The sequence below is a fragment of the Nitratidesulfovibrio oxamicus genome (assembly GCF_015731765.1).
Lineage (GTDB): Bacteria > Desulfobacterota > Desulfovibrionia > Desulfovibrionales > Desulfovibrionaceae > Cupidesulfovibrio > Cupidesulfovibrio oxamicus.
Genome location: NZ_VRYY01000562.1, coordinates 1 through 12,667, shown reverse-complemented (window position 1 = coordinate 12,667; position 12,667 = coordinate 1). Strand labels below are relative to the sequence as shown.

10 protein-coding genes and 1 pseudogene are annotated in these 12,667 nt (G+C 68.8%); 2 read left to right on the top strand and 9 right to left on the bottom strand.

From position 1 onward, the window contains the following. Together FVW20_RS15615 and FVW20_RS15610 are read left to right on the top strand one after the other, a co-directional pair. The coding region (locus FVW20_RS15615) for a YifB family Mg chelatase-like AAA ATPase (protein ID WP_196610327.1) at positions 1–1,232 on the top strand (1,232 nt) is incomplete at its 5' end. An 84-nt stretch (positions 1,233–1,316) separates the two neighbouring features. Continuing rightward, complete coding sequence (locus tag FVW20_RS15610; RefSeq protein WP_196610326.1) at positions 1,317–1,979, top strand: hypothetical protein; 663 nt, start codon at positions 1,317–1,319, stop codon at positions 1,977–1,979. Between the two features lie 84 nt (positions 1,980–2,063). Here FVW20_RS15610 and FVW20_RS15605 read toward each other — a convergent pair whose 3' ends face one another. From FVW20_RS15605 to FVW20_RS15565, 9 genes and pseudogenes are all read right to left on the bottom strand, one after another. Next, positions 2,064–4,508, bottom strand: coding sequence for an ATP-binding protein (locus tag FVW20_RS15605; RefSeq protein ID WP_231039160.1), 2,445 nt, complete (start codon positions 4,506–4,508; stop codon positions 2,064–2,066). Between the two features lie 521 nt (positions 4,509–5,029). Then, positions 5,030–5,518: a TadE/TadG family type IV pilus assembly protein gene (locus tag FVW20_RS15600; RefSeq protein ID WP_196610324.1), complete on the bottom strand. Its 489-nt coding sequence runs from the start codon at positions 5,516–5,518 to the stop codon at positions 5,030–5,032. Between the two features lie 18 nt (positions 5,519–5,536). Next, entirely contained in the window at positions 5,537–6,757 is a 1,221-nt protein-coding gene (locus FVW20_RS15595) for a pilus assembly protein (protein WP_196610323.1), read from the bottom strand. Between the two features lie 64 nt (positions 6,758–6,821). After that, positions 6,822–7,280 carry a TadE/TadG family type IV pilus assembly protein gene (locus FVW20_RS15590; RefSeq protein ID WP_196610322.1) on the bottom strand — a complete coding sequence of 153 codons (459 nt, stop codon included), beginning with the start codon at positions 7,278–7,280 and terminating at the stop codon, positions 6,822–6,824. Positions 7,281–7,388: 108 nt separating this feature from the next. Then, positions 7,389–8,543, bottom strand: coding sequence for a tetratricopeptide repeat protein (locus FVW20_RS15585; RefSeq protein WP_196610321.1), 1,155 nt, complete (start codon positions 8,541–8,543; stop codon positions 7,389–7,391). Positions 8,544–8,600: 57 nt separating this feature from the next. Then, positions 8,601–9,581, bottom strand: a complete 981-nt coding sequence (locus FVW20_RS15580; protein ID WP_196610320.1) for a type II secretion system F family protein — start codon at positions 9,579–9,581, stop codon at positions 8,601–8,603. A 13-nt stretch (positions 9,582–9,594) separates the two neighbouring features. Next, positions 9,595–10,560 carry a type II secretion system F family protein gene (locus FVW20_RS15575; protein ID WP_196610319.1) on the bottom strand — a complete coding sequence of 322 codons (966 nt, stop codon included), beginning with the start codon at positions 10,558–10,560 and terminating at the stop codon, positions 9,595–9,597. 32 nt (positions 10,561–10,592) lie between these two features. Then, positions 10,593–12,461, bottom strand: coding sequence for an ATPase, T2SS/T4P/T4SS family (locus FVW20_RS15570; protein WP_196610318.1), 1,869 nt, complete (start codon positions 12,459–12,461; stop codon positions 10,593–10,595). 2 nt (positions 12,462–12,463) lie between these two features. Beyond that, positions 12,464–12,667 (bottom strand): annotated as a pseudogene (locus tag FVW20_RS15565) (response regulator); the annotation flags it as partial.

The following is a 12,667-nucleotide window of genomic DNA, read 5'->3' as shown; positions in this document are numbered from 1 at the left end:
CCCGCGCCGAAGGGGCGCGCGGCATGCTGGTGGCGGCGGACAACGCCGCCGAGGCCGCCGTGGTGGAAGGGCTGCCGGTGTACCCCGTGCGTTCGCTGGGCGAGGCCGCGGCCTTTCTGGCTGGACAGGCGGACATATCCGCCGTGCCTTCCGGCGGGCTTGCCGCATGGGAACGTGGGCCGCACTGGCCCGTGGATTTCGCAGAGGTGAAGGGGCAGGAACACGCCAAGCGGGCCATCGAGATCGCGGCGGCGGGCGCGCACAACCTGCTGTTCATCGGCCCGCCGGGCAGCGGCAAGACCATGCTGGCCCAGCGCATTCCCACCGTGCTGCCGCCGCTTTCCTTCGAGGAGGCGCTGGAGGTGACCACCATCTACAGCGTGGCGGGCCAACTGGACGGTCAGGGGCTGATCACCCGCCGCCCCTTTCGCGCGCCGCACCACACCGTGTCCGACTACGGGCTGGTGGGCGGCGGGGCCAACCCGCGCCCCGGCGAGATTTCGCTGGCGCATCGCGGGGTGCTGTTCCTGGATGAATTGCCGGAATTTCGGAAGACCGCGCTGGAAGTGATGCGCCAGCCGCTGGAAGACGGCGTGGTTACCATCGCCCGCGCCGCCGTCTCGCTGACCTATCCGGCGGACAGCATGCTGGTGGCGGCCATGAACCCCTGCCCTTGCGGCTACCGCACCGACGACAGGCACACCTGCACCTGTCTCGGCCCGGCGGTGCAGAGGTATCGGGCACGCCTTTCCGGTCCGCTGCTGGACCGCATCGACCTGCACGTGGAGGTGCCCGCCGTGCCTTACGAGGATTTGCGCGGCGGCATGACGGGCAGCACCTCCGCCGAGATGCGGGACCGCATCGGAGGGGCGCGGGCCGTGCAGGCAGTGCGCTACGCGGGCACCCCGTGCCGCACCAACGCGGACCTGACCGGCAAGCTGCTGGAAGAACACTGCGCCCTTGGCCCGGACGAGCACGCCTTTCTGGAAGGCGCGGTGCACGCCCTGGCCCTGTCGGCGCGGGCGTACACGCGCATCCTGCGCATTGCGCGGACCATCGCGGATCTGCAGCATGCGGAGCGGGCGTTGGCCGCCGGTCAGCCGGTAGTGCAGGAAGCCGGACACGATGGCGCGGACCCGGTGGCACCTGCCATTGCCGCTGCCGGTCCCATCAGGGTGGAGCATCTGGCGGAAGCCATCAACTGCCGCGCGCTGGACCGCGAGCGGCTGTAAGACAGGGAAGGCAAGGCCGCGCGACGGTGCGGCGGGACGTGAGACACACGTACCACGGCTCCGGTCCGTATCCTGGGGGGATACATGGACGAGAAACGGTATTGCGTGCATGCCGCGCTGGGAAGGCGCGGCGAACGGTTGCGACTGGTGCGGGTGCGGCCCGAACGTTGTCGGTCTGCCGGGCAGGATGACGGGGAGCAGCCGCATGGTTCCGCAGCACCAATCAGCACGGGCGGCGCGTCCTTCACGGATGCCTTTCCGTCCGGGGCTGCCCACCCGCTGCCGCTGTCCGGCGCACGCCCGGTGGTGCTGGCCGAAGGGCTGACAGCCCGTCAGGCAGAGCGCCTGGCGGCCTTGTTGTCGGGCCTCGTGGATGCGGATGCGCCGCAGGCCGCCGGGACTACGGACAGGCATGCCTATTCGAACACCGGAGAGGTGCGGTGCATCGCCCCCGAGCGAACCGGGGGCAAGCGCATTGCCGTGCCCGAAGGGGCGCAACGCAAGGCCCGGAACGGGCTGGACCTGCTGCGCGAGGCGCTGCTTTCCGTCATGGCATGCAACCCCGGGGGGCTTACCGGCCCGGAACTGCTTTTTGCATTGGGTCTTGCTGCGGGGTCGGGGACCACGGGGATAAAGGGCGCGCGCCCGAACGGCGCGACCCTGCTGGTACAGGCACTGCTGGAATTGCTGCGCGAAGCGGACGCGGTACGTGGGGGTGACGCACGGCAGGGGCTGACCGAGCGGTAGGCGTGCTCCGACAACATGTTCACGGGCCTTGCCGGTGTTCCGGCAAGGTCCGTTTCGTTCGTGCGCGGCGGAATCGCCGTCAGGTTAGCCCTTCCCGTTCTCCAGCCCCAGTTCGGACAGGGCGGCGGCAAGGTCCGCCCGCAGCAGGGGCTTGGCCAGCATCACGCTGACCCCGGCGGCCATGGCCGCTTCGTGGCCCAGCCCTTCGCTGAAGCCGGAACACAGCACCACCGGCAGGTCAGGCCGCAGGGCGCGCACCTGGCGCGTCAGTTCGGTGCCGGTCATGCCGGGCATGGTCTGGTCGGTGACCACCAGCCGCCAGATTGCCGGGTCCGCCCGGAAGCGTTCCAGCGCATCCAGCGGATTTGCTGTGACCACGGCGCGGTAGCCCAGCTTTTCCAGCATGGCCCCCATGATGGCCGCCAACGGGGCCTCGTCGTCCACCACCAACGCAAGGCCGCTGCCGCTGTGGGCCGAATCCGCCCCGGTGGCGGCCTCTTCTCCCGCCTGCGGGGCCAGGGGCAGCAGCACCTCGAATTCCGTGCCCACGCCCACGGTGGACTGCACCGTAACGGCCCCGCCGTGGGCGGTGACGATGCCGTGCACCAAAGCAAGGCCCATGCCCGTGCCTTCATCCGGCTTCTTGGTGGTAAAGAACGGGTCGAAGATGTTCTCCAGAATATCCCCTGGAATGCCGTGCCCCGTGTCGCGTACGCGCAGCCGGGCGTAGCCGCCGGGGGTGGGCAGCGAGCGCGCCGCGGCCTCGTCCTCGTCCAGTTCCACCGCGTCCAGCGCAAGGTGCAGCACGCCGCCATGGTCCTTCATGGCGTGGGCCGCGTTGGCGCACAGGTTCATGATCACCTGCTGCAACTGGCTCAGGTTGGCCAGCAGCGGGCCGGTCTCGGTCAGGTCCAGGCGGATGTCCACGTTGGCGGGCAGGGTGGCGCGCAGCAGGCGCACCGTTTCCTTGATGGGCGCCAGCGGCGGCAGCGGCAGGCGGGATGGCTCCTCCTGCCTGCTGAAGGTAAGTATCTGGCGGATCAGGTCGCGCGCGCGGCGTCCGGCGGCCAGTACCTCGGTCAGGCGGCGGTGCTGGGCGTCGCCGTCTTCGGTCTGGTCCAGGCTCATTTCCGTATAGCCCATCATCACGCCCAGGATATTGTTGAAATCGTGGGCAATGCCCCCGGCCAGCGTGCCGATGGCCTCCATCTTCTGGGCCTGGCGCAGTCGGGCTTCCAACTGCTTGCGGCTGCTGATGTCGTGCGCCACAAGCACGGTGCCCGGCGCGTCCCCCTCTCGGACCGGTTCGCCGTCGTACTGGCTGTCGGCAAGGAAGGGCGACAGGGTGACCAGAAAATGCCCGCCAAGGGTGGGCAGGTACAGTTCCTCGGTGCGGCTTTCGCCCCAGGGCATGGCCCGGATGGCCGCACACACGTCGTCTGCCATGACGGAGGCCCCGAGCACATCGTTGCAGTGGCGGCCCACAATATCCTTGGGGTGCAGGCCCAGCAGCCTGCCCAGGGCCATGTTGCTGCGCCGCACCCGTTGGCCAGCGTCCATGATCATGATGATGTCGGGCACGCTGTCGAAGGTTTTCTCCCATTCCTGCTTGGCGCGGATGATCATGTTTTCCACGGCCTTGCGGCGGTCGATGTCTTCCACCGTGCCTTCGATGCCGGCAATTTCTCCGGTGGAGCCGCGCTGCACGCGGGCGCTCACCGAAATCCAGAAGGTGGAGCCGTCGGCCCGGCGGGTCGTGGTTTCGAAGTCGCGCACCTCGCCTTCGTCGCGCAGGGTGTTCAGCATGCGGTCCAGGGTGGCCCGGTCCAGAAAGCCGCCGGGCAGCCAGCCCTCGGGCATGATGGCGCCGGGGGCGACACCGGCGGCTCCGCCGGACCGTATGGCCGCGAACAGCGCATCGGGCGAGGGGTAGCCGAACATGTCGGCAAAGGCGGGGTTGGCGCTGATCAGTTCGCCCCAGGGACGGCAGCGGAAGATGCCGAGCACGGTGCCTTCGACCATGCCCCGCCATTGGCGGGCGTCGCGGTTTATCTCGCGCCAGTGCACGGAAAGGGTTCGCCGCCGCTCCGCCTCGCGCACCAGCCGCATGAAGGCGGGGCCAAGGTGCCAGTCGTCGGCGCAGAGCACCTCGTCGGCCCCTTCGCGCACGGCGTCCAGGGCCAGCCCTTCGTCGGCGGCGGGGGCCACCAGCACGAAGGGCACGTCCTCGCGCACCCCGCGCACCAGCATCAGCACTTCCTGCCAGGTCATGCCGGGGGCTTCGGATTCGGCCACCACCATGTCCCACGGCTCTTCGGTGATCAGGCGCGAAAGCTCGGACGGCGTTTCGGCCAGCATGTACGAAGGTTCCAGCCCGCATGCCGCAAGCCGCGTCACCAGCCCGCGCGCGAATTCCTCGAACTCGGAGACGATGAGCAGGCTGAGCCGCGCCGTGCGCTCCGCCGTGGCGTCCTGCCCGGACGTGTGGCCGGACATGCCGGGGGATGGGGGCGGCGGGGGTGCGGACATGGCTTCCCTGTGGGTGGCTGGACAGCGGGTAGCTGGGCAGTGGGCGGTGTGCCGGTGGGCAATCGGGGGGACGCCGATTGCGGTTTCCGCAAGCAGTGCAAGGGCCGCGGACCGCCGGGCCGGAGCGCGCTCGGACGCGGGCCATTCCGGCGCCAGGCCGGACATGGGCCAGGCCTCCGGCAAGTCCTGCGGACAGGCGGGGTGACAGTCCGCGACAGCCGTGCCCCGCATGATAGCAGAACGGGCCGCGCCCGCAAGCCGGGGTGCCCCGCCGTGCGTCGGCATGGGCACCGGGCCATCCGGTTTCGGTGCGCCTGGTTCCGGTATGGGCGATTCCGCACCGGATGCCAGCGCACCGAACGATTCTGACCCGGTCTTTGGCAGCCCGCAAGGCCCGGCATGCCGTGCCCTCGGCTGCGGCTGGCGGGAAAGCCCGACTGCGGACTCTCCCGGCCAGCCGGAACCGGCGACGACGTCGTGCGCCTCGGGCACGCAGTGCAGCGCAAGCCCCAGGCGACGGGTCATTTGCAGATGGCCCAGGGTTCGTTGACCATGCGCTCTCGCCCGGTGACGGTGATCTCCGGCGGCAGCAGCGAACCCACCAGCGGCGTCAGCGGAGCGTAGCGGTAGTCCACCTGCACCTCCACCGTCTGGCAGGGGTCGCCGCCGTTGTTTTCCACCGCGGCGGCCCCGGTGCCGTTGGGGTAGCTGCGCACCAGGATGGTCACGCCCGTGCCCGAAGAGCCGGACAACACTTGGGTGAGCGGACGGGCCGCGTCCTTGATCAACGTCACCCGGTTGCCGGTGTCGAAGCCTTCGCCGGTGATGGCGAAGCGCGCCCCTACCTGCGCGGCCTTTTCCACGGTGGAGCGGGCAAAGAGGTTGTAGCCGAATTCCACAAGGCCGAAGAGCATGGCCAGCAGCACCGGCAGCATGAACGCCACCTCCAGCGAACCGACCCCGCCTTCACCGCGCCACAGACGCAATGGCCATATGCGGCATGCACGCATGGTGTCCTCCCTGCCGCGCTAGCGCAGCAACCGCCAGCCAAGCTGCCTGCCGACCTTCTTGAAGACTTCTTCAAGGTCGTAGGCAGAGGGCGCGTTGTAGTAGTGATCGTCCGTGCCCGCCTTGCTGGAGGCGATGGCCTTCATCAGGCTGATGTCCGTGGAGTCGGAGTCGCCATAGCGGATGGCGAATATCTCTATGCCCTTTTCCTTGGCGATCTGCGCCTCGCTCAGCATGGCCGCGTTCAGCTTGCCTCCGTTCTCGCAGTGGGTGGCCATGTCGAACATGCCGTAGTAGGCGTTGGTCCAGTAGGCGTTGGGCGTGTAGCTGACGGCGAAGTTGCCGCCGCACTTGCCGTCTTCGGTATCGCCGTCGGTCAGCACGATCATCACCTTGCGCATGTCCTTGTTGGACGAGCCCTGGGTGAACGGCGCCTCGGGGGTGAGCACATGACGCCCCCACTTGATGCCTTCGGAGATGACGGTGCCCGAGGCATCGCCCAGGGCGTCCTGCTCGGCTATGGCGCTGACGATGGTAGCGCGGTCGCCGGTCAGGCCCTGCACGCGCGGAATGCTGCCGCAGGTGCCCTTGGGCACGTTGAGCGACGAACCCGTGGGGTAGCGGTACTTGGTCTGCTTGTACTCTTCCAGGATCCACGAGGGCGCCAGGGTGCCGTCGGCGTTGCGACAACCGTCGGGCAGGCCGTCAACGCCCGCAGGAATGTGCACCTTGCCCCGGAAGGGCACCAGCCCCACCTTGACCGAGGTTTCCATGCCTTCGGGCATGATCAGTTCGGCCAGTTGGGTGGCGGCCGCGTTGGCCTGCTGGATGGCCGTACCCTTCATGGAGCCGGTGTTGTCGATGACGAATACCACCTCCAGGTTGTTGTACCCGGCGGTGGCCTGGGCGCGCACCGTGGTGGAGCCGATGCCCAGGGCGCCCATGAAGATGGTGGCCACGGTGGCCTCGGCCTTCACGGTGACGCTGCGTTCCTCGGTGCCGGGGGTGACGCCCTTCAGCACGGCGGCGGGGTAGTTGGCGGCCATGTACTGGTTCACGGCGCCTTTCACCAGCCCCTTGTCCAGTTGCGGGTCGTAGGGAAGTTCCAGGCTGCCTGCCAGTGCCGCCGCATCCACGGCGCCTTGCAGGCGGTTGTGCGCGAGGTAGAGCATGCCCGAATCGATGCCGAGGCCGGCAAGGCCCAGCACCACGGGCAGCAGCACGGCCATCAGCATGGCCATGGAACCCCGCGTGCCACGCCACAGGCCGCGCATAAGGGCGCGAAAACCGGCAGGCCGGGCCGCGTTACGGCGTGGGCATGCTGGTGCTTGCGGAAAACGTGTAGAGCGCGTCATGGGGGTCTCCGTTGTAGGGATTGCTCGTGAATACCGACTTGTAGGCATACGTGACGGTTACCGTGACCATCTGCTTGCCCGTATCCTTGACGGCGGTGGCCGTCAGGGCATTGGGGTCAAGCGTGGTGGCCAGCGAGCGGACAAAGGGCTGCACGCCCGCCACGTCGTCGTTCATGACAACGTGGCGCGCGCCTGCGCGGCTGGCTTCGGTCAGGGCGGAGTAGGCGCGGATGGTGTTGCCTCCCTCCACCAGCACATAGAGCAGTGCCGCGATGACCGGCAGCATCAGGGCCACTTCCAGCGCGGCCAGGCCGCGCTGGGCCAGCGCCCGCGACGACGGAAGGTGGCGCAGCCCCCTGCGCGTTCCGCCGGACGGGGCCGGTGGCATGGTGTTGCGTGTTTCGAACATGGTGTTCACTCCTTGCGATGGGTCGCCCCCCGGCGTACTCCATCAGCGGTGCCCCCAACGGACAATGGGCGGGCGCGGCGCGTGACGCGCCCGAAATTTTCGCGGCGGCTACTTGCCGTCGCGCAGTTCGCCTTCGCGCACGGCAGCCGGGGTGGCGCGGGCCTTCAGCGGGGTGGACGAAGGCGGCAGCGTCACAGGGGTGACTACCCCGGGCGCGCCCGGAATGGGACCAGGCCCGGCGGCCCCCGTGACCCCCGTGTCGGGACCGGCCATGGGCAGCGGCGCGGCGGTGGTCGCAGCCGGACCCTGCCCCTGCGCGATGCGCGCGGCCAGGCGGGCGCGCTTCAGGTTTTCCGCCGCACGGGCGTAGTAGCGCGGCTCCACTTCAAGGGCGCGTTGCAGGTGGTACAGGGCCAGGGCATGCTCGCCCTGCTGCGAAAGGTACACGCCCAGGTTGTTGTGCGCGGCGGCTTCGCCCCCGGCGTTGCGGAACGCCTCGAAGGCTTCGTCGTAGCGGCCCAGGCGGCACAGCGACAGGCCCATGTTGTTCCACACCCGGTTGCCGGGCGCGCCGTGGGTGATGGCCGCGCGGAAGTGGTCCACCGCGGCGGCGTCGTTGCCCAGCATGGCCTGCGCGATACCCGCGTTGTTGTGCAGTTCGCCCGAGCGGGGCATCTGTTCCAGCGCCCGCGTGAACAGGGCCAGGGCCTTGTCCGGCTGCCCCTGGTAATTGTGGATGGCGCCAAGGTGGCTGGCCGCCCCGGCAAGGCGGGGGTCCAACGCCAGCGCCCGCTCGAAGTGGCTTCTGGCCTCGGCCAGGTTGCCTTCGGCAAAGCCGAGCATGCCCGCCGTTTCCCAGGCCCGGGCATTGTCCGGGGCCAGGGAGAGGGCGGCTTCGATGTCCGCCCGCGCCTCGATGGGGACGCCCCGCGCCACCAGCAGCGCGCCGCGCTGGTAGCGCGCCTCGGCCAGCCCGGGATCAAGCTGGCAGGCCCGGCTGAACTGCTCGAAGGCCAGTTCCGGGCGATCCTGCGACAGGAAAACCAGGCCGCGCTGCAAGTGTTCCTGGGCGCTCATGGCATCAGCCTGGGGCGTGGGCTCCACCCCCTCGCCGTCGTGCAGCAGATCCTTGCTGCTGTGGTAGCGTTCCATCAGCGAAAGGTTGGAGCCGCGCGTGGTCTGCTGCGCGCCGCAACCTGCAAGCAGCAGGGCGCAGAGCGCCAGCAGGGCAAGGGCGGGACGGGTGGCGGTGCGGGCGGTCATGGCGTTTTCCTTTCTGCGTTTCGAACCGGACGGCTCTCGCTAGCTGCCCCGGCGGGGCTATTGGCCCATCTGGGCGAAGACCTGCATCAGCTTGATGAATGCGGGCCCCATGATGGTCACGAACAGGGCCGGAAGAATGCAGAACACCAGCGGGAACAGCAGCTTCACCGGCATCTTGGCGGCAATTTCCTCTGCCCGCTGGAAGCGCGTGGTGCGCATGGTGTCGGAGTAGACGCGCAGCGTGCTGGAAATGCTGGTGCCGAAGGCATCCGCCTGCACGATGAGCGTGACCAGGCTGTTCACGTCTTCCAGCGCCACGCGCGCGGCCAGGTTCTTCAGGGCCTCGGCGCGCGACTTGCCCGCACGCAGTTCCAGGATGACCATGTTCAGTTCTTCGGCCAGCACCGGGTTGGTGGCCGCCATTTCGCGGGCCACGCGGGAGAACGCCTGGTCCAGGCCCATGCCCGCCTCCACGCAGACCACCAGCAGGTCCAGCGCGTCGGGCAGCGAGTTGATGATGTCCAGTCTGCGCGCCTTGATGCGCCGCGACAGCCACACGTTGGGCGCGTACAGGCCCACCACCGCCGGGCAGATGAACAGCAGCGCCATCAGCCCCATGGGAACGTCGTCGCCCGCAATCAGGCGGATCACCAGCCCCAGCAGCAGGCCGCACAGGGTCAGCCCGGCCTTGACGCCCCAGAAAACCAGCGGGGCGCGGCGGTTGCGGTACCCCGCGCGCACCAGCGCCAGGCCCGCCTCGTTCACTTCCTCGCCGTCATCCTTGACCACCTTTTGCCCCACCCTTTCGGCCATGGCGTTCAGCGCGGCCTTCAGGGAGGAAAGGGGGGATTCCGGCAGGGCCGGGGCGGCCACGGCCACGGCACGGGCGCCGGCTGCGTGCCGGGTGAGACGGCCATGCATGCGCTGCACCCGCTGGCGGTTGCCGAACATGCCGCGCAAGGCCTGCGCCACCAGCAATACCGCGCCGGAGGCCAGCAGGGCGGCCAGGAAGGGGATCATGGTATCGTCGAACGGCATGGCGGTATCCCCCTCAGACCCGGATGGTGGTCATGCGCTTCAGCGCAATGCCGCCGATGGCCATCTGGAACAATGACCCGGTGAGCAGCATGTTGCCTTCGGGCGTGGCATACAGGGCGCTCATGAAGTCGGGGTTCAGCAGGTTGATGATGAACCCGATGCCGAAGGGCAGCACGAACAGTATCCACGCCGTCAGGCGGCCCTCCGCCGAAAGCACGCGCACCCGCCCCGCCAGCTTGAACCGCTCGCGGATCAACCGGGCGATGTTGGTGACGATTTCCGCCAGGTTGCCGCCGGTTTCACGCTGGATGTTCACCGACACCACGAAGAATTTCAGGTCCGGGCAGTCCACGCGGCGGGTCAGGTTGTACAGGGCCGCGTCCGCCGGGATGCCGAAGTTGATCTCGTCCAGGGTTTTCTGGAATTCCGGGCCGATGGGATCCGCAAATTCGTCGGCCACCATGCGCATGCCCTGATTGAAGGCGTGCCCCGCCTTCAGCGCGCGGGCGATGAGGTCCAGCGCGTCGGGCAACTGGCGCTGGAAGCGGCTCATGCGGGCGTTGCGCTTGCGCTGCACCCACAGGAAGGGCGCGTAGCCCAGCGCCAGCGGCGGCGCCACCAGCAGGAACAGGTTGTCCACCAGCAGGTGCACGACCAGGAAGCACGAGGCCGCGCCCAGCACGGAAGCCAGCAGCAGCACGCCCAGGGTGGCCCGCACCTGCGCCTGTTCCAGCGCGAGGTCCATCTTCTTGGTCCACGACTGGGCGGCCAGCACGCGGTGCAGCCAGTCCACGTCGGACAGGGCGCGGCGGCGTTCCAGGTCCACCCGGTCCTGCTCGTTTTTCGCCCGCAGCAGGTTTTCCATGCGCTGTCCCACGCGCTGCGCCGTGGCGCGGCGGCGACCGTAGGCAAGGTCCAGCACGCCCATGACGAACACGAACATGGCGATGACCGAGAGTACGGCGATGACGAGCATCATGGCGAAACCCCTTTGCGTTCAGGCTGCCGCGTCTACTGCGACAGGCCGGGATCGAACAGTGCGCCGCCAAGCTCGATGCCCATGGCGGCCAGGCGCGGTGCGAAGCGGGGCCGGATGCCGCCGGAGCGGAACCGTCCCTGCACCTTGCCGTTCTCGTCCACGCCGGTCTGTTCGAAGGTGAAGATGTCCTGCATGGTGATGGCGTCGCCTTCCATGCCGGTGATTTCCGAAAGGCTGGTCATCTTGCGCGAGCCGTCGGCCAGACGCGAAACCTGGATGATCACGTCCACGGCGGACGAGATGTACCGCTTCAGCGACAGGGTGCCGATGTTCAGCCCGGCCATGGCCACCATGGTCTCCAGGCGCATCAGGCAGTCGCGCGGGGTGTTGGCGTGGATGGTGGTAAGCGAGCCGTCGTGGCCGGTGTTCATGGCCTGCAGCATGTCCAGCACCTCGCCGCTGCGCACTTCGCCCACGATGATGCGGTCGGGCCGCATGCGCAGGCAGTTCTTGACCAGGTCGCGCGCGGTGACCTGCCCGTGGCCCTCGATGTTGGCGGGTCGGGTTTCCAGCCGCACCACGTGGTCCTGCTTCAGTTGCAGTTCCGCCGCGTCCTCGATGGTCACGATGCGCTCGTCGTGCGGCACGAAGCGCGACAGGCAGTTGAGCATGGTGGTCTTGCCCGAGCCGGTGCCGCCGGAAACGATGATGTTCAGCCGCGCCTTGACGATGCCGCGCAGCACCTCGCCCATTTCCGGGGTCAGCGCGCCGAAGCGGATCAGGTCTTCCAGTTCCAGCGGGTCCTTGGAAAAGCGGCGGATGGACAGGCTGGGGCCGTCCAGGGCCAGCGGCGGAATGATGGCGTTGACGCGCGAACCGTCGGCCAGGCGGGCGTCCACCATGGGCGATGCCTCGTCCACGCGGCGGCCTATGCGGGCCACGATGCGGTCGATGATCTTGCGCAGGTGGTCGTCGTCCAGGAAGCGGGTGTTGACCCGGATCAGCTTGCCGCGTCGTTCCACGTAGACCATGCGGTAGTTGTTGACGAGGATGTCGTTGACCGTGGGGTCGCGCAGCAGCGGTTCCAGCGGGCCAAGGCCCATGACCTCGTCGCGGATGTCCTCGACCAGTTGGCGCTGTTCCTGCGCGTTGAGGGGAGCCTGGCGAAACTCCTCGCGCAGCAGCTTTTCCACCAGGCGCGAAATTTCGGCGGCCAGCCTGTCGGGCGGCAGCGATTCCGCGGCGGCCAGGTCCATCATCTCCAGCAGGCGGTCCTGCAGGCGGGCGCGGATTTCGTAGTAGTGGTCGCCGTGCAGGGTCAGGGTGGTCACGTCGCACACCTGCTCCGCGCTGGCGGGGCGGGCGGCGGGCCGTGACGACGGACGGGATTTTCCGGTTTGGGCGGATTGGACGTCTGTGGATTGCGCGTTTGTGGACTGCGACTCCGGTGCGTCGGCACGGGGCGAGGTGACCGTCACGGGTTCGGACACCGGCGCGGATTCGGGCCGCGGCGCGCGGAACAGGGTGGCGTCGTTGACCTGCACGCGCGGAATTGGCGCGGTGTCGGCCTCGTCCGACGCATGGCGGCCTGCCGTGTCGGGCCGGATGACAATGCCAGCCGTGGCGGCGGGGACAACGGCGGAAAGATGGCTGCGGGCGTTCAGACCCGAGGCGCCAAGGCGCGGCGCCTGCGGCATGCCGTCGTCCCGCCCCTGGTCCCGGACCGGGCTGTCCGGATCGAGTTGCAGATGGCCGTAGACATCGGCATGGGCTTGCGCGTCGTCCCCTGTCCCATGGGGGGCGTTGCCCGTACGGGCGTCTTCGGACGCCACGGGTTCCAGGTGCAGCGCGGGGGCGGGTTGCCGCCGCGTGGTGCGCATCAGTCGTTCGGCCAGTCTCATGGTTATCCCCTTGCGCCCTGCAGCAGGACGCCGTGTGGCAGCAGGCCGCCCCGTTCATGTTCGGGGCCGCTTTCCATGCCGCGCCGATTGGGTTCGTGGGTGTCGTCGCCCTTGCGGTGCAGCAGCCGGGCGAACAGGCTGCCAGCCTTCATGCCGGGGGCCGTGCCGCCGCTGCCGGGCGTTGCGGCGGCGGGGGCCAGCCGTTC

Excerpts from the sequence above, each read along its gene's own strand:
- FVW20_RS15570 (WP_196610318.1), bottom strand. The coding sequence starts at position 12,461 with ATGAGACTGGCCGAACGACTGATGCGCACCACGCGGCGGCAACCCGCC.
- FVW20_RS15590 (WP_196610322.1), bottom strand. The coding sequence starts at position 7,280 with ATGTTCGAAACACGCAACACCATGCCACCGGCCCCGTCCGGCGGAACG.
- FVW20_RS15575 (WP_196610319.1), bottom strand. The coding sequence starts at position 10,560 with ATGATGCTCGTCATCGCCGTACTCTCGGTCATCGCCATGTTCGTGTTC.
- FVW20_RS15580 (WP_196610320.1), bottom strand. The coding sequence starts at position 9,581 with ATGCCGTTCGACGATACCATGATCCCCTTCCTGGCCGCCCTGCTGGCC.
- FVW20_RS15610 (WP_196610326.1), top strand. The coding sequence starts at position 1,317 with ATGGACGAGAAACGGTATTGCGTGCATGCCGCGCTGGGAAGGCGCGGC.
- FVW20_RS15600 (WP_196610324.1), bottom strand. The coding sequence starts at position 5,518 with ATGCGTGCATGCCGCATATGGCCATTGCGTCTGTGGCGCGGTGAAGGC.
- FVW20_RS15585 (WP_196610321.1), bottom strand. The coding sequence starts at position 8,543 with ATGACCGCCCGCACCGCCACCCGTCCCGCCCTTGCCCTGCTGGCGCTC.
- FVW20_RS15595 (WP_196610323.1), bottom strand. The coding sequence starts at position 6,757 with ATGGCCATGCTGATGGCCGTGCTGCTGCCCGTGGTGCTGGGCCTTGCC.
- FVW20_RS15605 (WP_231039160.1), bottom strand. The coding sequence starts at position 4,508 with ATGTCCGCACCCCCGCCGCCCCCATCCCCCGGCATGTCCGGCCACACG.